General features: G+C 60.5%; 21 protein-coding genes. 12 read left to right on the top strand and 9 right to left on the bottom strand.

Annotated features, from left to right (window positions below; genetic code table 11):
* Genes V6Z53_RS24785 through V6Z53_RS24765 form a run of 5 tightly spaced genes read left to right on the top strand, consistent with a single transcriptional unit; the run spans nt 1 to nt 3,184 of the window.
* Entirely contained in the window at nt 1-732 is a 732-nt protein-coding gene (locus V6Z53_RS24785; protein ID WP_338582289.1) for an adenosylcobinamide-GDP ribazoletransferase, read from the top strand.
* Nucleotides 733-786: 54 nt separating this feature from the next.
* On the top strand, nt 787-1,191 hold the full coding sequence (locus V6Z53_RS24780; RefSeq protein ID WP_338582288.1) for a MarR family transcriptional regulator: 405 nt from the start codon (nt 787-789) through the stop codon (nt 1,189-1,191).
* A gap of 52 nt (nt 1,192-1,243) precedes the next feature.
* Complete coding sequence (locus V6Z53_RS24775; RefSeq protein WP_338582287.1) at nt 1,244-2,452, top strand: MFS transporter; 1,209 nt, start codon at nt 1,244-1,246, stop codon at nt 2,450-2,452.
* Nucleotides 2,449-2,571 carry a hypothetical protein gene (locus V6Z53_RS24770; protein ID WP_338582286.1) on the top strand — a complete coding sequence of 41 codons (123 nt, stop codon included), beginning with the start codon at nt 2,449-2,451 and terminating at the stop codon, nt 2,569-2,571. The genes V6Z53_RS24775 and V6Z53_RS24770 overlap by 4 nt, the downstream gene beginning before the upstream one ends.
* Before the next feature lie 43 nt (nt 2,572-2,614).
* Nucleotides 2,615-3,184 (top strand): glutathione peroxidase, encoded by a 570-nt coding sequence (locus V6Z53_RS24765; RefSeq protein WP_338582285.1) that lies wholly within the window; start codon nt 2,615-2,617, stop codon nt 3,182-3,184.
* Nucleotides 3,185-3,273: 89 nt separating this feature from the next.
* Here V6Z53_RS24765 and V6Z53_RS24760 read toward each other — a convergent pair whose 3' ends face one another.
* From V6Z53_RS24760 to V6Z53_RS24750, 3 genes are all read right to left on the bottom strand, one after another.
* Complete coding sequence (locus V6Z53_RS24760) at nt 3,274-4,554, bottom strand: outer membrane protein transport protein (RefSeq protein WP_338582284.1); 1,281 nt, start codon at nt 4,552-4,554, stop codon at nt 3,274-3,276.
* Nucleotides 4,555-4,701: 147 nt separating this feature from the next.
* A complete protein-coding gene (locus tag V6Z53_RS24755; RefSeq protein WP_008033583.1) occupies nt 4,702-5,184 on the bottom strand; it encodes a hypothetical protein in 483 nt (160 codons plus the stop codon).
* Between the two features lie 273 nt (nt 5,185-5,457).
* Entirely contained in the window at nt 5,458-5,682 is a 225-nt protein-coding gene (locus V6Z53_RS24750) for a hypothetical protein (RefSeq protein WP_130908481.1), read from the bottom strand.
* Between the two features lie 995 nt (nt 5,683-6,677).
* Here V6Z53_RS24750 and V6Z53_RS24745 point away from each other — a divergent pair.
* Together V6Z53_RS24745 and rmuC are read left to right on the top strand one after the other, a co-directional pair.
* Entirely contained in the window at nt 6,678-7,001 is a 324-nt protein-coding gene (locus tag V6Z53_RS24745; protein WP_338582283.1) for a sel1 repeat family protein, read from the top strand.
* 175 nt (nt 7,002-7,176) lie between these two features.
* On the top strand, nt 7,177-8,541 hold the full coding sequence (gene rmuC, locus V6Z53_RS24740) for a DNA recombination protein RmuC (RefSeq protein ID WP_338586561.1): 1,365 nt from the start codon (nt 7,177-7,179) through the stop codon (nt 8,539-8,541).
* 136 nt (nt 8,542-8,677) lie between these two features.
* On the opposite strand, the gene V6Z53_RS24735 is transcribed toward rmuC, so the two are convergent.
* The 3 genes from V6Z53_RS24735 to V6Z53_RS24725 form a co-directional block, all read right to left on the bottom strand.
* Nucleotides 8,678-12,148 (bottom strand): NahK/ErcS family hybrid sensor histidine kinase/response regulator, encoded by a 3,471-nt coding sequence (locus V6Z53_RS24735; RefSeq protein WP_338582282.1) that lies wholly within the window; start codon nt 12,146-12,148, stop codon nt 8,678-8,680.
* Between the two features lie 140 nt (nt 12,149-12,288).
* On the bottom strand, nt 12,289-13,770 hold the full coding sequence (locus tag V6Z53_RS24730; protein ID WP_338582281.1) for a methyl-accepting chemotaxis protein: 1,482 nt from the start codon (nt 13,768-13,770) through the stop codon (nt 12,289-12,291).
* 103 nt (nt 13,771-13,873) lie between these two features.
* Nucleotides 13,874-14,683: a TatD family hydrolase gene (locus tag V6Z53_RS24725; RefSeq protein ID WP_338582280.1), complete on the bottom strand. Its 810-nt coding sequence runs from the start codon at nt 14,681-14,683 to the stop codon at nt 13,874-13,876.
* A gap of 235 nt (nt 14,684-14,918) precedes the next feature.
* On the opposite strand from V6Z53_RS24725, the gene V6Z53_RS24720 reads away from it, so the two are divergent.
* The 3 genes from V6Z53_RS24720 to V6Z53_RS24710 all read left to right on the top strand — a co-directional run bounded on the left by V6Z53_RS24720 (nt 14,919) and on the right by V6Z53_RS24710 (nt 17,435).
* On the top strand, nt 14,919-16,340 hold the full coding sequence (locus tag V6Z53_RS24720; protein ID WP_338582279.1) for a transglycosylase SLT domain-containing protein: 1,422 nt from the start codon (nt 14,919-14,921) through the stop codon (nt 16,338-16,340).
* A gap of 103 nt (nt 16,341-16,443) precedes the next feature.
* Complete coding sequence (locus V6Z53_RS24715; protein ID WP_338582278.1) at nt 16,444-16,878, top strand: DoxX family protein; 435 nt, start codon at nt 16,444-16,446, stop codon at nt 16,876-16,878.
* 248 nt (nt 16,879-17,126) lie between these two features.
* Entirely contained in the window at nt 17,127-17,435 is a 309-nt protein-coding gene (locus V6Z53_RS24710; RefSeq protein WP_338582277.1) for a class I SAM-dependent methyltransferase, read from the top strand.
* Between the two features lie 5 nt (nt 17,436-17,440).
* Here the strand turns inward: V6Z53_RS24710 and greB are convergent, their stop codons facing one another.
* The 3 genes from greB to V6Z53_RS24695 are packed head-to-tail and all read right to left on the bottom strand — an operon-like array spanning nt 17,441 to nt 21,160.
* The gene (gene greB / locus V6Z53_RS24705; RefSeq protein ID WP_034150173.1) at nt 17,441-17,938 is read right to left on the bottom strand and encodes a transcription elongation factor GreB; all 498 of its coding nucleotides are present in this window, start codon (nt 17,936-17,938) and stop codon (nt 17,441-17,443) included.
* Between the two features lie 34 nt (nt 17,939-17,972).
* On the bottom strand, nt 17,973-20,477 hold the full coding sequence (locus tag V6Z53_RS24700; RefSeq protein ID WP_338582276.1) for an ABC transporter permease: 2,505 nt from the start codon (nt 20,475-20,477) through the stop codon (nt 17,973-17,975).
* Nucleotides 20,477-21,160, bottom strand: a complete 684-nt coding sequence (locus tag V6Z53_RS24695; protein ID WP_338582275.1) for an ABC transporter ATP-binding protein — start codon at nt 21,158-21,160, stop codon at nt 20,477-20,479. Before V6Z53_RS24695 ends, V6Z53_RS24700 begins: the two co-directional genes overlap by 1 nt.
* A gap of 10 nt (nt 21,161-21,170) precedes the next feature.
* Here V6Z53_RS24695 and V6Z53_RS24690 point away from each other — a divergent pair, with 10 nt between their 5' ends.
* Together V6Z53_RS24690 and V6Z53_RS24685 are read left to right on the top strand one after the other, a co-directional pair.
* A complete protein-coding gene (locus tag V6Z53_RS24690) occupies nt 21,171-21,776 on the top strand; it encodes an arylesterase (protein WP_338582274.1) in 606 nt (201 codons plus the stop codon).
* Between the two features lie 56 nt (nt 21,777-21,832).
* Nucleotides 21,833-22,126 (top strand): hypothetical protein, encoded by a 294-nt coding sequence (locus tag V6Z53_RS24685; protein ID WP_003226812.1) that lies wholly within the window; start codon nt 21,833-21,835, stop codon nt 22,124-22,126.
* The last annotated feature ends 549 nt before the right edge of the window (nt 22,127-22,675 follow it).

Raw genomic sequence — 22,675 nt, 5'->3', positions numbered from 1 at the left:
ATGTTGCCGTTCTGGATCGCCCTGCAATTTCTGAGCAGCCTGCCGATTCGTCTGCCGGGCATGCCGGCGCCGCAGGAACTGGGGCGGTCGTTGCTGTTTTATCCGCTGGTGGGGTTGTTGTTCGGCGGGATTTTGTGGGTGTCGAACTGGCTGTTGGCGGGCACACCGCTGTTGCTGCATACCGCATTGTTGCTGACGGTTTGGGTGTTACTCAGCGGCGCACTGCATCTGGACGGACTGGCCGACAGCGCCGATGCATGGCTCGGCGGTTTCGGTGATCGCGAACGCACGCTGACGATCATGAAAGATCCGCGCAGCGGCCCGATCGCGGTGGTCACGCTGGCGCTGGTGTTGCTGCTCAAATTCGCCGCACTGGTTGCGTTGATCGAGCAACAGCATGCGCTGGTCCTGATCATCGTGCCCTTGATCGGTCGCAGTGCGTTGCTGGGCTTGTTCCTGACCACGCCTTATGTGCGCGCAGGCGGTTTGGGTCAGGCACTGGCCGACCATCTTCCGCGTTCGGCGGGCAGGCAGGTGCTGGCGGTCAGTGCCTTGGCTTGTGTGTCGATTGCAGGCGTCAGCGGTGTTCTGGCGCTGCTGTTGGCGGCGGGGATGTTTGTCTGGCTGCGGCAGGTGATGCTGCGACGCTTGGGCGGAACAACGGGTGACACCGCCGGTGCATTGCTGGAATTGCTGGAAGTTGCGGTGCTGGTGGGCTTGGCGATTTTCTGAACTTCCCACATCATGTAACTTGATTTAACACAACCGCGGGTATATACACGCACCATGCTCGACTCCCAATGTTTATGCATCAACCTGCGTCGCGCCGCCCGTGGCGTCAGCAGGCATTACGACGGCGCTCTCGATGGCTTCGGGATCAACGTTGCGCAGTATTCTTTGCTGTGCAATCTGCAGCGTCTGGATCAGCCGAGCATTTCCACCCTGGCCGAGGCCATGGGCCTGGATCGCAGCACGCTCGGGCGCAATCTGCGGGTGCTGGAGGGCGAAGGGTTGGTGACGCTGATCGAAGGCGAGGACATGCGCAATCGCATCGTGAAGCTGACCGACGCCGGCGCTGAACGGTTGAAGGCGGCATTGCCGGCCTGGGAGGCGGCGCAACAGCGATTGATCGATCGCTTGGGCGCCGAAAAGCGCGAAACATTATTGAAGTTGCTGGACGAACTGGCTTGATGCCGGTTTGTTCGATCTTAAGCGGGTATATACCCGCGCCCGGAGAACAAGAATGACATCGATGTGGCGTACGTGCGGTTGGGTTTTGTTGGGGAGTGCGCTGATTCTTGCGTTGTCTCTGGGAGTTCGCCACGGCTTCGGGCTGTTTCTGGCGCCGATGAGCGCCGAATTCGGCTGGGGGCGCGAGGTGTTCGCGTTCGCCATCGCCCTGCAAAACCTGATCTGGGGCCTGGCCCAGCCGTTTACCGGCGCGTTGGCCGACCGCTTCGGCGCGGCGAAAGTGGTACTTGTCGGTGGCGTCCTGTACGCCCTGGGCCTGGTGTTCATGGGCCTGTCCGACTCGGCGGCGACCTTGTCCTTGAGCGCCGGTCTGTTGATCGGTATCGGCCTGTCCGGCACTTCATTCTCGGTGATCCTCGGCGTGGTTGGCCGGGCAGTCCCACCGGAGAAACGCAGTATGGGCATGGGAATTGCCAGCGCCGCCGGTTCGTTCGGCCAATTCGCCATGTTGCCCGGCACGCTGGGGTTGATCGGCTGGCTCGGCTGGTCTGCGGCGCTGCTGGTGCTGGGCCTGTTGGTGGCGCTGATCGTGCCGCTGGTGGGCATGCTCAAGGACAAGCCATTGCCTGTCCTCGGTCATGAGCAAACCCTTTCCGAAGCACTGCGCGAAGCCTGTTCCCACTCGGGATTCTGGCTGCTGGCGTTCGGCTTTTTTGTCTGCGGTTTCCAGGTGGTGTTCATCGGCGTGCATTTGCCGGCGTACCTGGTGGATCAACATCTTCCGGCGACGGTCGGCACGACGGTGCTGGCTTTGATCGGTTTGTTCAACATCTTCGGCACCTACACCGCAGGCTGGCTGGGCGGGCGCATGTCCAAGCCGCGTTTGCTGACTGGTTTGTATCTGCTGCGAGCGGTGGTAATCGGGCTGTTCCTGTGGGCGCCGGTGACCACGACCACCGCGTATCTGTTCGGCATGGCCATGGGCTTCCTGTGGCTGTCGACGGTGCCTTTGACCAACGGCACGGTGGCGACCTTGTTCGGCGTGCGAAATCTGTCCATGCTCGGAGGGATCGTGTTCCTGTTTCACCAGCTCGGTTCGTTCCTGGGCGGCTGGTTGGGTGGGGTGGTGTATGACCGGACCGGGAGCTACGACTTGATCTGGCAGGTAGCGATTCTCTTGAGCCTGATGGCCGCCGCATTGAACTGGCCGGTGCGGGAACGGCCGGTGGCACGTCTGCAAAGCCAAATGAGTCCGACATGAACAGTCTCTGGCCGCGTATCACGATCCTGGCTGTTTGTGCCTTGCTGTTGGCCCTCGCGTGGTGGGGCTGGCATCAGGGCGGGCTGGCCCTGATGCAGTTGGGCATGGGGGCCTGCTAAAGTAAGTTCCAATCCTGACGATTCCTCACAAGGAAGCACCGATATGCTGATGCGCTGGCTAGCAGTTCCCGCGTTACTGGTGGCGTTTACCGGATTGGCTCAAGCGGCGGATTGCCCGGCGCTGCTGCAAGGTTCTTTGCCCAAGTTGCGCGCCAATGAATCCATCGATTTGTGCAAGAGCTTTGCCGGCAAGCCGTTGGTGGTGGTCAATACCGCCAGCTTCTGTGGCTTTGCCCCTCAGTTCAAAAGCCTTGAAGCGTTGAATCAGCGTTACAAGGCGCAGGGGCTCGAGGTGATTGGCGTGCCGTCCAATGACTTCAAGCAGGAGTCCAAGGACGGTGCCGAGACCGCCAAGGTTTGCTATGTGAACTACGGCGTGACGTTCACCATGACCGAGCCGCAAAAAGTCCGCGGCGACGATGCGACGAATCTGTTCAAGGTCCTCGCCAAGCAGTCAAAAAATGCGCCGAAGTGGAATTTCTACAAGTACGTGGTCGACCGTCAGGGCAAGGTGATTGCCAGTTTCTCCAGCCTGACCAAGCCTGATGATCCTGATTTCATCGCTGCCGTCGAGAAAGCCCTGGCTTCGCCGCGGCTCGCCTCGGTGCCCTGATCGATGCCCACGAAAAAGCCCCGCCTCTGTAAAAGAGAGCGGGGCTTTTTTGATTCAGGTGGCGAGTGGTTCAGGCTCGCCGTAAATCATCAGAAGCGGTAGGTCGCACCGATACCGAAACCGTTCGCCCAGTTTTCATACTTGGCGCTGTAGCTCTGGTTGCGGGGAGCACCGTTGCTGTTGTTGACCTTGACCGACTCTTCACGCAGGTACGAGTACGCCACGTCGATGGTCAGGTCGTCGGTCGGGCTCCAGCCGGCGCCCAGGCTGAAAATCTTGCGATCGCCAGTCGGGATGCGCGGGGAGCGGTTTTCGTTGTTGGTTGGCGCCTGGTCAACGGACAGACCGGTACGCAGTACCCACTGCTTGTTCAGCTGATACGAAGCGCCAATGGCGTGAGCCCAGGTGTCGTGCCAGTTCTGTTCTTCGGTGATGGTGCCGAAGCCGCGTGCAGCCAGAGCGGCGGGAACGCCTTCGTTTTCAACAGAGATTTCTTTCAGGCGGCTCCAGCGAGTCCAGGTGCTGCCTGCGTAGAGGGTCCACTGGTCATCCAGCTGATGGGTAACCGAGAAATCAACCGACTCAGGCGTGGTGATGTCCAGCGAGGCATCGAACTTCTGGTTCGGGTTCTGACCCAGTGCACCCAGCAAGCCGTAGTTGACCTTGGTATCACCGTCGAGCTTGTACTTCACTTTCGAGTGGTAGGTCAGGCCGACACGAGTGCTGTCGGTGGCTTGAACCAGGATACCGATGTTGTAGCCCAGAGCAGTGTCGTCACCCTTGATCTTGACTTCACCGTCCGATGCCAGCGGGTTCAGGGATACGTTCGATTCGAGCTTGCCGTCGATACGGTTAATGGTCGGACCGAAGCCGATCGACACCTTGTCGTTGAAGGCATAGCTGACAGTTGGCTGCAGGGTGATGATCTTGACTTCGCTCTTGCTGCCGAAGTAACGGCCGGCAAAGCCGTTTTCATAGTCTGTTACCAGACCGAACGGTGCGTATACGCCGAAACCGACCGCCCACTGGTCATCGAGTGGCTTGACGTAATATCCCATCGGCACGCCCATGAAAGGGACCATGTCACCTTTATTGGTGCCGCCGTTCGGACGAGAGCTGGCATCGCTGATGTCGGTGTGTGCGTCGATGAATGCAACACCGCCGGTTACTTGTTCGCGTTTGAGGCGAGACATGCCGGCAGGGTTGCCAACAATGGTGGATGCGTCGTCGGCAGAAGAAGATCGCCCGGCAAAACCAGTACCCATCCCGCTGATGCTTTGTTCGTTCAGGGCAAAGCCACTTGCAAAGATCTGGGTGGATGCCATGGCAACGGCGAGGCTAATGGTGGTTTTGAGCATTACTTTTTTCATTATTAGAACTCCTGGTGATCACCGGGGCGAAAATTACCAACATTTTCGTCCCAGCGCCATAGGCTGTATGGCTTGATTTAGAGCGGTTTTGTAGGACAATCCAACCAGATTCGCGGCGTGTTGCGCGATCTTTGGATCCAGGATTGATCAGCAGGCAACCTGATTCAGTGGTGAAACACAAGTTTGCCAGGCGTAGGTGAAGTCTCTCAGGCGTCCTTGGGGCTGGAAGGTCTGGCGCCAGATTCGGGCCATGCCCAGCAGGTCGTCTGCTTCGGGGAGCGGGGTGTTCTGTTCTTCGACCAGCAACCAGGCGATGGCTGTGGCGTAACGCAGGTTAACGGTCAATTCCAGATGCGGGCCACTGAGAAAAGCATGTTGGCTGGCCAGGCCGCGAACCAGGCTGGCGCGCTCGGGGTCGAGTGCCAGGTAATGGTCCCAGAGCGCTTGGTGGCGGGGTTCGGCGATACGGTACAGGCCGTGTCCACGGCGGTCATGCAGGGCGGAACCAAGGGCTGACTGACTGGCGGCGATGCCCAGCAGCAGGGATTCGGCAGTTGCGCTATGGCGTCCCAGGTAGATCAACGTCGGACGGATCACATAACGGCACAGTTCGCTGGCAGCGATACCCATAAAACCCTCGAAACCATCAAATAGGGGCGATGCCTGATGGGCTTTGGCAGCGGTGGATCGACTCAGGCTCGCCGGAAGCGGAACAAGCCGCTTGAGTTGAAGTGTAGTGTCATATTCGCTACGTAAAGGCCTGTTTTTAAAATATTTCCGGCTTCCAGTTATAACCGTTATATCGGTTGGTGCTTAGCCGTTGCGCACGCAATGTGAAATGTCGGGCAACAAAAAGCCCCGCTTTTTGAGCGGGGCTTTTGATGTATCAGCCTTGCTGGCGTCTCAGGCAACCAGTGCCTGACGAGTACGTTCGATCACAGCCTGCAGCGGTTCGGCGCTGGAGTATTGATCGGGGTACAGGCGTTCGCTGTGACGGGCGATGCCGTGTTCGTTGACCAGGGTGAAGCTGAAGCAGCCTTTGCGAGCGGCCATGATCAGGCAGTTCATTGGTGCAAAAGCGTTGGTTAGGGTGCGGATGGCATCCTGTGCATGGATTTGAGTAGTCATTAATGGTGTTCCTGCAAGCGACACGGATGAGAACCGTGCAAAATTAAAACGTTCCAGTAACGACGACCACCATTGGTCGAACGAAGAACCCGACTGGAACAAAGCAGCCAGTTTGAAGCGCTATGATTTTTGCGCGCTTGGGCCGGCAGGTAGGTACTTAGGAGGGCAGGCAACACATCGAGGGCAAAGGTTCTGGGCCCGGGGTGAAGATCCTGATCAATTTGCAGGTTGGTTCGGTCAGAGTAAGTGAGCCTGGCAACACCCTTTGCTTTCGATTCAAAGGCTGTGTTGGCGCAAGATTTACCTGGAAACCATCGAGGTGGTCGATCCCGCTTGTTCGGTGGAAGGCTTCCTGTTGGAAGGCTGACCGGGGGGATTTGTTCGACCAGAATTGACTTTCAGCTTGGTACTAACGCCGCGGATACTAACGGATTGAACTGGCGAAGGGAAGTGTGTTAGCCAAAAAGATTGATCTCTCGTGGGTTGAGCGTCCGCGAAAGGTCTTTCATCGAAGGTCGTGAACCCCGGTAATGCCCTGAAACAGCTCGGAATCCGACCGATGGTCATCACCGCTCAGCGGGTGGTAAGCAGCCTGGATCACGGGTTTGCCAAGGTTTATCCCCAGGCAAAGAGACAAAGTGCGCCGAAAAAGCGCATCGATATAACCGCTGCGAAGGTACTTGTGCACATTAGTTGCGCAGTCTGTCACACCGCTGTCATCTAGCGTTCAAGCGTAGTGGGTGCCTGTAACCAAAATTTAAGTCAATGAAAAACATCGCTTTTTTTAACTGGTGAAAAAATCGTCAGTTTGACTGCAGGCCCCATTCCACAGGGCTTTGCGCGAGTTCAGGGGCGGTTGTCCACTGAGTTATCCACAGCTTCTGTGGATTGTCCCGAGCGCTTGCTCTAGCACGGGCGTGCCGGGATTTTTTCGGCTTTACCTGTAAGAAAAAAAGAGTAGAGTGGCGCGCCTTCCGATCTGCCCACAGTGCTTTATGAAGTTTCGTACACCTTCCGATTCCTCTTCCTCCAAAACCTCCACTGTTGCCCCGCCCAAGCGTTTTTCGATGCGGGTGGCAGAGTGGTTGCTGGACAGCCCGCGCCTGGGCGAAAACCCCAACGTCAAACACATCGCCGGACGATTGCTCAAGCAACCGGCCCGTGAAGGGATCGTGGCGGCGCAAAGTCGTCTCGGCCAGTTGATGTGCCGCGAATGCGGGAATGCCCGCGATCGCCGGATCGGCCACGATCTTTTGCGTCAGGCCGCACGGGCAGGGGATCTGCGCGCGCAACAGGAACTGGGCCTGATCGAAGACTGAGCTGTCCAAGACCTGACGCCTTGGTTAACCTTCAAGCATTATTTCAATGGCAGGAATGGCTATGGCTATGGACTTGACCAGCGCTTTGCTCGGTCTGGCGGGCGCTGCTCTGCCGTTACTGGTATTGGCCTGGCAGCTCCAGCGCCGGGCGGGCACCGCACAGGCCGACGCTGCGCTGCTGGAAGAGCGCCTCGCTACGGCGCATCTGGCGCAGGATGGCTTGAACGCGCAACTTGAAGCCAGTCGCGATGAGATTGCTGATCTGGGTCAGGCCAATGCCGCAAAACAGGCGGACCTCGCCGCCGTACGCCGTGAAGTCGAACTGCTGCAAATCGAGCGTGACGATGCGCGCGATGCCGCTCACGCCTGGAATATCGAACGTGCCGGCAAAGAAGCTGAATTGCGCCGTCTGGACGCGCAGGCCGCTTCGCTCAACGCCGAGCTGCGTGAGCAGCAGGAAAGCCATCAGCAACGCCTCAACGACTTGCAGGGCTCGCGAGACGAGCTGCGTGCGCAGTTTGCCGAGCTGGCGGGGAAAATCTTCGATGAGCGTGAGCAGCGTTTCGCCGAAACCAGTCAGCAACGCCTGGGGCAGTTGCTCGATCCGTTGAAGGAACGCATCCAGTCTTTTGAAAAACGCGTCGAGGAAAGCTATCAGGCCGAGGCGCGTGAGCGCTTTTCCTTGGCCAAGGAGTTGGAGCGCCTGCAACAGTTGAATCTGCGCCTGAGCGACGAAGCCACCAACCTGACCCGTGCCTTGAAGGGGCAGAAGACCCAGGGCAACTGGGGCGAGCTGATTCTGGAGCGAGTGCTTGAGCATGCCGGTCTGGAGAAGGGCCGCGAGTACCAGACCCAGGTCAATCTCAAAGGGCCGGATGGCGAGCGGTTCCAGCCGGATGTGATCATCTATCTGCCCGGCGACAAGCAGGTGGTGGTCGACTCCAAGGTCAGCCTCACGGCTTATCAGCAATACGTGGCGGCTGAGGACGACGGCATCGGCCAGATCGCCATCAAGCAACACGTGCTGTCCCTGCGCAATCACGTCAAAGGCTTGGCCGGCAAGGATTACAAGCGACTCGACGGCTTGCACAGTCTCGATTTCGTTCTATTGTTCGTGCCGATTGAAGCAGCATTTTCCGCTGCATTGCAGGCCGAGCCGACGCTGTTCCAGGAAGCATTCGATCGCAACATCGTGATTGTCAGCCCGACCACTTTGCTGGCGACCCTGCGTGTTATCGACAGCCTGTGGAAGCAGGAGCGGCAAAGCCAGAACGCCCGGGAAATCGCCGAACGCGCCGGGTGGCTGTACGACAAGTTCGTGTTGTTCATTCAGGATCTGGACGAGGTCGGCAATCGCTTGCAGCAACTGGATAAAGCCTACAGCTCGGCGCGCAACAAATTGACAGAGGGCCGCGGCAATCTGGTCAGCCGCAGCGAACAGCTGAAATTGCTGGGTGCGCGGGCGAGCAAAAGCCTGCCGGCGGATTTGCTGGAGCGGGCGATGACTGATGTGGATGGGTTGGTCGAGTTGCCGGAGTAATCTTATTGATGCCGGCTTTTGTGGCGAGGGAGCTTGCTCCCGCTGGACAGCGAAGCAGTCCCTCTTTTGGGCCGCTTCGCGACCCAGCGGGAGCAAGCTCCCTCGCCACAGGATTGTGAACAACCTGAATGAATTGCTACAACGGCAAATGCCGACTCAACAACGCCCGCAACGCCGCCGGTTTCACCGGTTTGGCCAGGTAATCCAGCCCCGCCGCATGCACCTGGGCCATCGTTTCCGGTCGCCCATCGGCGCTGATCACCACGCCCGGCACTGGTTCGCCCAGTCGGGTGCGCAACCAGGCCATCAGCTCGGTTCCGGTTTCGCCGTCGTCCAGGTGGAAATCCACCAGGGCCAATTGCGGACGCACGCCGTCACTGAGCAGCGCCATGCATTCTTCGCGATTGCGCGCGGTCCAGACCTGACAACCCCAGCGGGTCAGCAAGCTGTTCATGCCGATCAGAATGCTGTCTTCATTGTCGATGCACAGCACCTGCGCGCCGTTGAGCAATTTGCCATTGAGTTCGGCCGCCTTGGTTGGCAACGCGGTTTGCGCCCGGGCCAGCGGAACCCTGACGCTGAACACGCTGCCGCGTCCCGGCCAGGAACGTACGAGCAGGGTGTGCCCCAGCACTCGGCACAGCCCATCGGCAATCGCCAGGCCCAATCCCAGGCCTTTTTCGGCGCGAGTCTGATGGCTGTCGAGGCGTTTGAACTCTTCGAAAATCACCTGCTGCTTGTCTTCCGGAATGCCCGGCCCGCGGTCCCAGACTTCCAGGCACAACTCGCCCTTGCGTCGGCGAACCCCCAGCAGCACCGGGCCTTTGGCGTAGCGGAAGGCGTTGGTGAGGAAGTTTTGCAGGATCCGGCGCAACAGTTTGATGTCGCTGTCGATGCGCAGCGTGCTGCTCCTGACGCGGAACTCCAGCCCCTGATCCCGCGCCAGTGCCTTGAATTCGGCTCCGAGGGGGGCGAACAACTCGTTGAGCGCGAAGGGTTTGGGATCCGGGTTGATCTTGCCGTTTTCCAGGCGGGAAATGTCCAGCAAATCGCTGATCAAGTCTTCGGCCGAACGCAGTGAACTGTCCAGGTGGTGGATCAGTTTTTGCGCCTCGCCGGACAAGCCATCGTCCTGGTGGGTGAGGGCGGCGGAAAACAGTCGTGCGGCGTTCAACGGTTGCATCAAGTCATGGCTGACGGCCGCCAGGAATCGGGTCTTCGACTGGTTCGCCGCTTCGGCGGTGCCCTTGGCTTCGGTCAGGGCCACATTGAGTTGCGAGAGTTCGTGGGTGCGCTCGGCCACCCGTTGTTCCAGGCCCTCGTTGGCTTCGGTCAGCGCCTGTTCGGCCTCGCGGAACGGGGTAATGTCGGTGAAGCTCATGACGAAGCCGCCGCCGGGCATCGGGTTGCCGATCAGCTCGATCACCCGGCCATTAGGGAACAAACGCTCGGACGTGTGCGCCCGGCCCTGACGCATCCAGTGCAGGCGTCGGGCGACATGCACTTCGGCTTCGCCGGGGCCGCACAAGCCACGCTCGGCATTGTGGCGAATGATGTCGGCGATCGGCCGGCCAACGCTGATCAAACCGTCCGGGTAATTGAACAGTTCCAGATAGCGACGGTTCCAGGCCACCAGTTTCAGCGACTGGTCGACCACGCTGATGCCCTGGGTGATGTTCTCGATCGCCCCTTGCAGCAGCGCACGGTTGAATTGCAGAACTTCCGAGGCTTCGTCGGCAATGCGCACCACGTCCTCAAGTTGCATTTCCCGGCCTTCGATGGCGGCTTTAACCACCGCGCGGGTCGACGAAGCCCCCAGTACACCGGCCAGCAAACGTTCGGTGTGAGCGATCCATTCACCGTCGGCGTTCTGGCTCGGGTTGAAGCCTTTGCCCTGACGGTAGGCAAAGCGAATGAAACTCTGACGGGCGCGTTCCTCGCCGACGAAGCGGGCCGCGAGTTGCAGCAGATCGTCGATTTGTACCGCGAGCATCGAGCGCGCGCTGGGCCGGGCACTGATTTCCTGGCCGATGAAACGACCGGCCTGCCAGTGTTCAGAGACCCGTGTGCGCGACAGCACCGAGACCCAGGCGAACAACGTGAAGTTACCGGCCAGGGACAGGACCACGCCTTGGGTCAGCGGGGTGATCGGCAGGTTCAGCGGGTTGCTGTGCAGCCAGGCCAAGCCCGGAAAACTGTTCAGGGACATGCCGAGGCTGTGGGCGGCGATCGGCAGGATCAGCGTGTAAAACCACAGGAACGTCCCGGCGGCGAGGCCGGCAAAGACGCCGCGACGGTTGGCCTGTTTCCAGTACAGCGCGCCCAGCATGGCCGGTGCCAGTTGGGTCACGGCGGCGAAGGCGATCTGGCCGATGGTTGCAAGGCTGGCGGTCGAACCCAACAGTCGATAGGCGACGTAGGCCAGAAGCAGAATGACCACGATGCTCACGCGGCGCACCGAGAGCATCCATTGGCGGAATACTTCGAACGGGCGCTCGGCATTGTTGCGGCGCAGCAGCCACGGCAACAGCATGTCGTTGGACACCATGGTCGACAGCGCCACGCTGGCCACGATCACCATGCCGGTGGCCGCCGAAGCACCGCCGATAAACGCCAGCAGCGCGAGAGCCGGATGAGCCTGGGCCAACGGCAGGCTGATGACGAAGGAGTCCGGCAGCACGGAGCTTGGCAGCAACATCTGGCCCGCCAGCGCGATCGGTACGACGAACAACGCCGCCAACGCGAGGTAGGCCGGGAACACCCATTTGGCCAGACGCAGGTCCTGCGGGTCGATGTTCTCGACGACGGTTACGTGGAACTGTCGCGGCAGGCAGATGATCGCCATCATCGCCACACCGGTCTGCACCACCATCGACGGCCAGTTGATGGTTTCTTTCCAGTATTCCTCGAGACGCGGGGCGAGCATCGCCTGATTGAACAGATCATCGAAACCGTCATACAGCCCGAAGGTCACGAACGCGCCGACCGCCAGGAACGCGAACAGCTTCACCAACGATTCGAACGCAATCGCCAGCACCATGCCGCGGTGGTGTTCCGTGGCGTCGAGGTTGCGCGTACCGAAGACGATGGTGAACAGCGCCAGCACCAGCGACACGATCAATGCCGTGTCTTGCGCGCGAACCCCCATGGCGTCGGCGCCGGCACCGATCAGCAGGTTCACGCCAAGCACGATGCCCTTCAGTTGCAGGGCAATGTAGGGCAGCACGCCAACCAGGCAGATCAGCGCCACCACCACCGCCAGCGACTGGGATTTGCCATAGCGCGCGGCGATGAAGTCAGCGATGGAGGTGATGTTCTCCTGCTTGCTGATCATCACCATTTTTTGCAGGACCCACGGCGCACCGATCAGCAGCAGGATCGGCCCGAGGTAGATCGGCAGGAATGACCACAGCTGTTCGGCCGCCTGGCCGACCGCACCGAAGAATGTCCAACTGGTGCAGTACACCGCCAGCGACAGGCTATACACCCAGGCACGCACCCGCGGCGGCAACGGCGCGCTGCGACGGTCACCATAAAAGGCGATGGCGAACATGATGGCCATATAGGCCAGGGCGACGGCGGCAATCAGCCCGCTGGACAGCGACATGGGAACTCCAGGCAACCAAAGACACCCGGGCCTCCCGCCCGGACAGACAGTCTCGCACGACCGCCCGGGTTAGTCAGTGTCGACCAAGGTCGCGGAGCGGCAGGGTGTCGCAGGTCTTTGGTGTAGCCAGCCGCCGACCGTTAGAGTTTGAGTTGACCGATCGCCTTGCTCAACTCCCCGGCCAATGCCGCCAGCTCATTACTGGTGGTCGCCGAGCTGACCGTCTGCTGCACCGTGTTATCGGTGACGTCGCGGATGCTCACTACTGCGCGGTTCATTTCTTCTGCGACCTGGCTTTGCTGCTCGGCCGCCACCGCGATCTGCGTATTGCTTTCACGCATCTGCGCCACCGCCCCGGTGATTTCCGCCAGCGCCGCGCCAGCCTCTTGTGCCTGTTGCACGCAGTCGTCGGCCTTGAACGAGCTCTCCTGCATGAAGTCCACGGCATCCCGCGTTCCGGCCTGCAACGCCGAAACCATCACTGTGATTTCATCCGTCGAGGTTTGCACACGCTTGGCCAGGTTGCGCACTTCATCGGCGACCACGGCAAAACCACGACCCATTTCACCGGCCCGGGCCGCTTCAATGGCGGCGTTCAGCGCCAGGAGGTTGGTCTGCTCGGCAATGCTGTGAATCACATTGACCACGCCGTTGATCTTCTGACTGTCCTCGGCCAGACGCTGAATCATCTCGGCGGTCTGCTGCACACCGGTGGACAGCCCGGCAATCGACTTCTGTACACGCATGACCACTGCCTGCCCACTGCCGGCGAGGGTATCGGCCGATTGCGAGAGGTCACGGGTGGCGCCGGCGTGTTGGGCGATGTGGTAGACCGTGGCGGTCATTTCGTTGATGGCGGTGGCGGCCTGGTCGGTTTCGCTCTGCTGGCCGAGCATGCCGTGACGCACTTCGTTCATGCTCGACGCCAGCCGGGCGGCGCCGTCGTCCAGTTGCCGCGCGGTGTTGGCGACGGTGTTGACCACCCGTTGATAACCGGCCTGCATCGCGTTGAAGGCATTGGCCATCTGCCCGACTTCGTCGCGGCACGCCAGCGGGACGCGGGCCGACAGATCGCCGGTCTTCTCGACGTGCAGCATCACGTCTTTCAAGGTGTTGAGCTGGCTGAGCAGGAATCGGATCAACAATTGCGAGGCCCCGAGCATCGCCAGCATCAGGATTAAGACCGCTACCGCATAGTTGGCAAAGCGTTCACTGAGTAGCTGGCTCAGGCTCGGGCCATGGGCAATCACCGCGACCTGTTGGCCGTCCGCCCGAGTGAATACCTGGGCACCTATCAGCAGGTTTTTGCCCAGCAGCGGCATGGTATTTATATCTACCCAACCATTGGCATTGGTCAGTTGCGGCACCTCTTGCTCGTTCAGCACCGGAACCTGCCCGCGATTGAACGTCAGCATGTTTTCGGCTTTGGGTAACGGTTGCTCGGCAGGCCAGGTGCCGAGCAATCGGGCTTGAGCCTGTACCGATGCCTGCACTGCCTGGGTCAGGGCTTGCTGTTCGAGCTGCACTGCGTATACCACCAGCAGCAAAGTGGTGATGAACGCGACAGCGTTCACCGCCCAAAATTTGTACTTCAACGAGATATTGCTAAGCCAGGCACCCATGGAGGTCTTCTCTGATAGCGGAAACAGTATTGGCAAGGTGCCAGTATTGTGCCGCTATGCAGGGATTCAAATCTTGATGCAGGTCAATGTGTGCGAGCTGCGTTTACAGGGGGATAGTGGGCAAACCATAAAACGCCCGTGCGCACGCAGTCGTGTGCGCCGCCAGATCTTCCTCTGTCTCCCCGCGATGCAACGCCACTTCGCGCAACACCTCGGTCAGATACGCCGGCTCATTGCGGCCGTTCTTCGGCTTCGGCCGCAGGCTGCGCGGCAGCAGGTACGGCGCATCGCTTTCGAGCATCAGGCGCCCGCGCTTGATCTCTTTCACCAGCGGATGCAGATGAGTACCGCGGCGCTCGTCGCAGATCCAGCCGGTGATGCCGATGTGCAGGTCCATATCGAGGTAACTGAACAGCGCCGATTTTTCCCCGGTGAAGCAGTGCACTACGGCGGCCGGCAATTGATCGCGGTAGTCGCGCAGGATTTCCAGCAGACGCTGGCTGGCATCACGCTCGTGCAGGAACACCGGCATCTGCAACTCGACCGCCAGCGCCAGATGCTCTTCGAGGACTTTTTCCTGTTGCGGGCGCGGCGAGAAATCGCGGTTGAAATCCAGGCCGCATTCGCCCACGGCGACTACGTTCGATTCCTTGAGCAGGCTGCGCAGTCGACTGGCGCTGTCGGCGTTCCAGTCGCTGGCCGCATGGGGATGAATGCCGGCGGTGGCAAACAGCCGTTGCGCGCTTTCGTCCAGTTGCTGGCACAGTTCCAGCGCCTGTTCGCTGCCCTCGACGTTGGTGCCGGTCAGCACCAATTGGCAGACGCCGGCGGCATAAGCGCGGTCGAGTACAGCCTGATGCTTGTCGGCAAAACTGGGGTTGGTCAGGTTGACGCCGATATCGATGAGTTGCATGGTGCTACCTCGGACCAAAGGCCGGAAAGCATATCAGAGCTGTAGATTTATAAGAAAAACCAAGAACTACAACGAGTTATAGCTGTCTTTTGATTCCGCGGGATTGGGTGGGGTGGTCAGAGTGCCATCACTGTGCCAGTCTTTCGCACTTTGCCAGCGCTCAGGCGCTCTGTTTTTGTCGTGTGATTTCATGAAATCACTCATGTGATCAACCCGAATTCTTTGCGGAGAGTGGATGATTCGTCCCTCGGTTTTGCTCCTGCTGTGCTGTTCGCTGCTGCTGCCGGTCTCGGCGGTCGCGCGTCTGCCCGGACCGCTGCAAGCCGTGCCGGCCGCCAAGGTCCGGGACCTGACGGAAATCCGCAGCAGTCGCGTGCTCCGAGTGCTGGTCAACCAGAGCCGCAACAGCTCCGGCGAAGTCCAGGGCCAGGCCATCGGTGTCGAATATCATCGGTTGCGCGCCTTCGAACAATACCTCAACGGTCACGCCCGTGACGGTCAGGAAATCACCCTCAAGATCATCCCCAAGGCCAAGGATCAGTTGCTCGGCGCGTTGCAGCGCGGGGAGGGCGATCTGGTGGCGCCGGGTGAATTGCTCGACCTGCGAGCCGGTTACGCCGTCAGTACCAGTGAGCCGATTGCCAGCAACATCCCGCTGGTGCTGGTCGGCATCAAGGGCGAACGGCGCTATACCCGTCTCGAACAACTGTCGGGTAAAACCCTGGCATTGCCCACCGGCAGCGCCGCCGGGGACGCCGTCAGCCAGATCAATCAAAAGCTCGCGCTGCATAAATTGCCACCGGTCACCATCGAGTGGGTCGATCCGAGCCTGGCGGTCGAGGACGTGCTGGAAATGGTTCAGGGCGGGATTTTTCACCTGACCATCGTCGAACAACCGATTGCCGAGCGCTGGAGCAAGATCCTGCCTAAATTGCGTCTCGACCGGCAGGTGCTGGTCAGCGAGCCGGGCGAGGAGTTCTGGTTTGTGCGCCGCGATGCCTCGATGTTGCGGGCCAGCATTGACCGTTTCCTCGCCGGTTACAAAAAACCGTCGGATCAGGACGTCGCTTTCCTGCGGATCTATCGGCGTCTCTATCAAGTGCACTATCCCTTGGCCAAGGCTGACCGGCAGCGTCTGGAAAAACTTCGTCCGGTGCTGCAAAAACATGCCGACGCCCAAGGCATGGACTGGCTGAACCTGGCGGCGTTGGCGTTCAAGGAGTCAGGCCTGCAACCCAAGGCGCGCAGTGGCGGCGCGCCGACCGGCCTGATGCAGATCACGCCTTCCGCGGCGCAGCGAGTCGGCGTCAGCAATATTCAGGATCTCGATGCCAATGTGCAGGCCGGGGCCAAGTACCTGGCGATGATTCGTCGCAAGTTCTTCGCCAGCCCCAAACTCAACGAGCGCGAGCGCATGGCGTTCGTGCTGGCGGCCTACAACATCGGCCCGGAGCGGGTGCAGGGGATGCGCGCCGAGGCACGGCGGCGCGGGTTGAATCCCAATCAGTGGTTCTTTCAGGTTGAGCGCATCGCCATGGAGCAGGTGGGAATGGGACCTGTCAGCTATGTTAATAGCGTGAACAAGTATTACCTGGCGTTCGATCGGGAGCGGGAGTCGTTGGAGCCCCAGGGGCAAAAAGTTGCCCTTCGTAAGTGATCGAATAAACTGATTGTTAAGGTGGGTTTTTTGCGCTTTTAACATGAAATTTACTGATTAATATAGCGGCCAACCAACACACACAAACAATGGATGACACAGCATGAGCACACTGATCAACAAGGTTCTGTTTACCCGCGCCGGCTACGGCCTGACTGTTCTGCGAATTTTCGTCGGCATCATCTTCGCTGCCCACGGTTCGCAGAAACTCTTCGGGGCATTCGGCGGCTACGGTCTGGCCGGCACCGCGCAGTACATGGAAAGCATCGGCCTGGCGCCGGGCTACCTGATGGCGACGCTGGCGGGCGGTACTGAGTTCTTCGCCGGTCTGGCATTGATCATTGGCCTGCTGGCTCGTCCGGCGGCGTTGGGCCTGACCTTCCTCTCGCTGGTGGCGATTTTCTCGGTGCACATCAGCAACGGTCTGTTCATGGCCAACAACGGCTACGAGTTCGCCCTGGCCTTGCTCGGTGGCAGCATCGCGGTACTGATCGAAGGCGCCGGCAAGCTCTCGGCCGACCGTGCCATCGCTGGCTGACCGCTCTGGCTCAAGCAAAAGGCCTGCATTGCGCAGGCCTTTTTTGTTGTGCGTCATTCTTGACACTGTCCGGTCAGCTTCTCTAGGATGCCGCTCATGCGCCGATTTAAACAGCTACTTGCGGGGCGCCAGGTGACTCATTCAGTTGCCGATAGAAGCTTGAAACAGGCTTCGAAATACCGCTAAAGCGCTGGTTCGGTGTTGCCTCTCACCTGCCATGCAGACTTTTGAGGCAGAGACACGACACGATGAATGCACTAAGCCCCGTTATACGTCCCGCGCCGATCACGGCACATCTCACCCAGCGCAATCCAAAAATCCTGCTTGGCGGTAAACATCAGCCGACGCTCTTGCGCTACCTCGATGGCTGGCCACGTCGCACCGGTGGTCCGGCAGCCTTCCTGATCCAGTTTGTTGAAGACGGCGAATCCCTGGCTCGCTTTGCCGGCGACAGTTTCGACCTGGCAGTGATCCAGTCGCCCAGCGCTGAAGATGCCCCCGAAATGATCCGGCAACTGACCCGCGTCGCCCGGCAAGGGCTGATTACCCGGCGCTGAAGCGTTCAGGGATAATCGATCGCCACGATATACACGCACTGTTCGCCGGTAGGCGTCTGGACCCGAACCTCGGCGTCCAGTGCCTTGCCGATCAGTGCGCGGGCCAGCGGTGAGTCGATGCTGATCAGGCCTTGCTTCAGGTCCAGTTCATCCGGCCCGACGATGCGATAGCGCGACTCCTTGCCGTCTTCGTCTTCGATGGTGACCCACGCGCCAAAATAGACTTTGTTCGGATCGCTGGGTTTTTCGCTGACGACCTTCAGGGCTTCCAGGCGTTTGGTGAGAAAACGCACGCGACTGTCGATCTCGCGCAGCATCTTTTTGCCGTAGGTGTATTCGGCGTTCTCTGAACGATCGCCTTGCGCCGCCGCTTCGCTGACAGACTGTGTCACTTGCGGTCGGCGGACGTGCCAGAGTTCGTGAAACTCGGCGCGCATCCGCGCTTCACCTTCGGGGGTGATCAGCGCGGTGCCGGCGGTGCGGGGAGGGCGATAGCGGCTCATGGCGACTTCTTGTGATTAAGAGCGCTTGAGTTTATCAACCCTCGCGCAGAACTGTCAGCGGGCTGGCATTCAAGGCGCGTCGGGTGCCAAACACACCGGCACCGCCGATCAGCACGGCGCCGATCAGCGGCAGCACCAACAGCCACGGATGCGGATGCCAGGGCAGGTCAAACGCATAACGGTACAGCACCAGACTCACCACTTCCGAGCCGATCGCCGCCAACAAACCACTGACCGCGCCGAGCAAGCCGAACTCGATCCGCCGCGCCTTCACCAGCAATTGTCGCTCCGCCCCCAGCGCACGCAGCAGCGCGCCCTGGCGGATGCGCTCATCCAGCGTCGCTTGCAGGCCGGAGAACAACACTGCCATCCCGGCTGCCAATACAAACAACAGCACATATTCCACCGCCAAGGTGACCTGCGCGAGGATGCTGCGCAGCTGCGCCAGCAGCGCTTCGACTTGCAGGATGGTCACCGCTGGGAAAGACCGTGACAGATCGACAATCTGCTGATCGTGACCCGCCGCCAGATAGAAGCTGGTCAGGTAAGTCGCCGGCAGATCCTTCAAGGTGCCTGGCTGGAAAATCATGAAGAAGTTCGGCTGGAAGTTGTCCCAGTTGATCTCCCGCAAGCTGGTGACTTTCGCCTCTCGATTGGCCCCGCCGACGGTGAAGACCAGATGGTCGCCGAGCTTGAGTTTCAGGCTCTCGGCGACTTTGCCCTCCACCGAGACTCCGGGAATCTCATCCGGTGTCTGCTCCGGCCACCAGTTGCCCGCAGTGAGTTTGTTGCCCGCCGGCAGGTCCGCTGCCCAGGTCAGGCTCAGGTCACGCTGGATCGCCCGGTCACCCGCCGACTCTTTGGTGACGATTTGCTGCACCGGTTCGCCGTTGATGCTGATCAGTCGCCCCGGCACCACGGGGTATAGCGGCGCCGATTGCGCCGACAGTTCCATCAGGCGGTCGGCAAAGGCTTGCTTGTCCGCGGGCAGGATGTTCAGGGCGAAATAGTTGGGTGCGTTCTTTGGAAGCTGGTTTTGCCAGGTGTCGAGCAATTCGCCACGGAGCAAGGCGATCAATGCCATCGACAGCAGGATCAGGCCGAACGCAAGTGACTGCCCGGCAGCGGCCAGCGGATGACGCAGTAGCTGGCCCAACCCGAGGCGCCACGGCAAGGAGGCGCGGGCGAGCATGCGCCGCAGGCTTTTGAGCAGCAGCAACAGCAAGCCACCCAACACCAGCGCGGCAATGACGCCGCCGCCAAGCAAGGCGAAGGTCAGCACCAGATCGAGGCTCAGGCGCCACATGATCAGTCCGAGGGCACCCAACGCGGCGCCGTAGACCATCCAGGTGCTGGAGGGAATCGGCAGCAGGTCCCTGCGCAATACCCGCAACGGTGGCACCCGACCCAGCGCCGCCAGCGGCGGCAAGGCAAAACCGGCCAGTGCCACCAGCCCGGTGCCGATCCCGGCGATGGCTGGAAACAGGCCACCCGGTGGTACGTCGCTAGGCAGCAAATCATGCAGCAGAGCAAACAGCCCCAGTTGCGCCAGCCAGCCGATGACGGCACCGCTGATGCTGGCGAGCAATCCAAGGACCGTCAGTTGCAAACTGAACAGCACCAGGGTTTCCCGGCGGGACAAGCCCAGGCAACGCAACAGCGCACTGGCGTCGAAGCGGCGAGTGGCGAAGCGCGTCGCCGACAACGCCACCGCCACCCCGGCCAGCAACACGGCCACCAGACTGGCCATGTTCAAGTAACGCTCAGCCTTGCCCAAGGCACCACCGATCTGTCGATTGCCATCGCGGGCATCCTGGATACGCTGATTGGCGGCAAGGCCGGGCTTGATCAATTGGCGATAAGTTTCCAGCGCCGTGGCGTTGCCGCGCCAGAGTTCGCGGTAACTGACCCGGCTGCCGGGTTGCACCACGCCGGTGGCTTGAAGATCGCTGAGATTGATCAGCACCCGTGGCGTCAGGCTGTAGAAGTTGCCGGCACGGTCCGGCTCGTAGGTCAGCACGCGTGCCAGTGTCAGGGTTTTCATGCCGACATCGATGCTGTCGCCGATCTTCAGGTCAAGTGCCGTCAGCAACCGCGCTTCGACCCAGGCTTCGCCGGGTTTCGGCCCGCCACCGGACTCTTCCGGGGCGAAGGGTGCAGGTGCGCTCTTCAGTTCGCCGCGCAACGGGTAGACGATATCGGCGGCCTTGATGCTGGACAGTTGAATGCCGTTGTCGGTGGCGATGACGCTGGAGAACTCCACCACTTGCGCGTGTTCGAGGCCCAGTTCTGTGCCGCTTCTGATCTGCTCGGTTCGCGCTGGCGAGCTGCCTTCAAGCACCAGATCGGCACCGAGGAACTCGGTGGCGCGCAGCATCATGGCGCCGTTGAGGCGGGCGCCGAAATAGCCGATGGCGGTACTCGCGGCCACGGCCACCAGCAACGCGAAAAACAACACGCGCAATTCACCGGCGCGCGCATCACGCAGCAATTGGCGGATGGCGAGACTGAACAGGCGCAACAGCGGCAGACGTGCCATCAAGGCTCCAGAGGGGCGACCAGCAGGCCGGCTTCAAGACGGATCAGGCGCCGGCAGCGATGTGCCAGGCGTTCATCGTGAGTCACCAGCACCAGGGTCGTGCCGCGCTCCTTGTTGAGTTCGAACAACAGATCGCTGATGCGCTCGCCGGTGTGGCTGTCGAGGTTGCCGGTCGGTTCATCGGCAAACAACACGTCGGGCTCGGCGGCAAACGCCCGGGCAATCGCCACGCGCTGCTGTTCGCCGCCGGAGAGCTGGCGAGGCGAGTGCGTCAGGCGCTGACCGAGGCCGACCCGTTGCAGCAGTTCGGTGGCACGGCCACGGGCGTCTTTGCGGCCATCGAGTTCCAGCGGCAGCATGACGTTTTCCAGGGCGTTGAGGCTGTCGAGCAACTGGAATGACTGGAATACAAAACCCACGTGCTCGGCGCGGATGCGCGCGCGTTGGTCTTCATCGAGATTGCTTAGGCTCTGGCCGGCGAGGGTGACTTCGCCGCTGCTGGGCAGGTCGAGGCCGGCGAGCAAGCCGAGCAGGGTGGATTTGCCGGAACCGGACGCGCCGACGATGGCCAGGCTGTCGCCCTTGTTCAGTTCCAGGCTGAGTTCGTGCAGGATAGTCAGTTCACCTTCCGCGCTGGGAACCACTTTGCTGAGGTTCTTCGCGGTGAGAATGCTTGCGCCCATGGAGAATCCGATGCGTGTGTGGTTTTTGAGTGCTGGCCTGGCCTTGATGTGCATGGCCCAGAACGCAGCGGCGGGTACTGTCCTGATCGTTGGCGATAGTATCAGCGCCGGTTTCGGGCTGGATACCCGGCTGGGGTGGGTGTCGTTGCTTGAACAACGGCTCAAACACGAAGGTTTCGACGATAAGGTGGTCAATGCGTCCATCAGCGGCGACACCAGTGCCGGAGGCCAGGCGCGGCTGCCGGCGCTGCTTGCAGAGCATAAGCCGGAGCTGGTTATCCTCGAATTGGGTGGCAATGACGGGCTGCGCGGATTGCTGCCAACGCAATTGCAACAAAATCTTGCTTCGATGATCGACAGCTCCCGCGCCAGTGGCGCCAAGGTGCTGTTGCTCGGCATGCAGTTGCCACCCAATTATGGCGCGCGTTACACCAAGGCTTTTGCCGAGGTCTTCAGCAACGTTGCCGAAGAGAAGAAAATCCCGCTGGTACCGTTTTTTCTCGATGGCGTGGGCGGTCATCCGGACCTGATGCAGGCGGACGGCATACACCCGGCGGCCGGGGCTCAGGACAAGTTGCTGGAAAATGTCTGGCCTACGCTAAAACCGCTGTTATGACGCTTTTCTAGAGGCAGGCTTTCGGCTAAGGTGGCGCCCCCGATTTGGAGCCCCCGATGCCGCGTCCCGCCTGGTCACTTTTTGCCTATCAACTGATCGAGCCTGACGAACAGCTGGATCTGTTCGCCTGCCAGGAAGTGCGGGTGCATCTGGTGACTCGTCAGCTGGAGTTGGGTGGTTCGGCGGATCGCACGTTGTGCGGGAGTCTGTTGCCTGCGCAGCCGCGTTGGTCGAGTGTTGATCGGCGAGTGTTTCAGGATCAGCGGTTGTGTTCGTTGTGTCGGGCGATTCTGGAGTCGCAGAAGCGTGGGACTTCGCCGATCTGGCCTGAGTTGCGGTTTGAGCTTTGATCTGAAATCGCGTTTTGATTGTGTACATATCCGTTGCTGCTGTAACGGCGGCTTAGGGTTTCGCCCTTACGGCGACTCACTTTTTTGACAAGCGCCTCAAAAAAGTAAGCAAAAAAAACGCTCGCCCCTTACGTACGGCCCCTCGCTAAGGCTCGGTGTTCCTTCGCTCCGGCATTCATCCGGGGACACTGCCCTCCGGTCTGCTGCGCGACGACCTGCATGCAGCGTGTTCGACTGCGTCGAACGGCGCTGCGCGCCACTCCCCGGATAAACGCCTCCACTCAGCCTTCCGATGGGGCGGGTGGATCAAGATCAAGAGCGGCAGGCGAGCTAACGCTCGGCCTGTTGAGTGGTGAAGAGCTGAGGAGTACGCCTATTTGCTCTTCTGTGGGAGCCAGCCTGCTGGCGATGACGGCCTGACATCCAAGCTGATTTTGCGTATGTACCAGATCAAAAGCTCGCAGCCTCGCTCCGCTCGACAGCTGCGCCAGGGGCTACGGGGGGATAGGTATGTACCCCACGCATAAAACGCCTTGCATCGCCTGCACT

It is taken from the genome of Pseudomonas sp. MAG733B (assembly GCF_036884845.1).
Classification (GTDB): domain Bacteria; phylum Pseudomonadota; class Gammaproteobacteria; order Pseudomonadales; family Pseudomonadaceae; genus Aquipseudomonas.
Note: the sequence above shows the minus strand (reverse complement) of the source record. Positions and strands in the feature narration are given on the sequence as shown.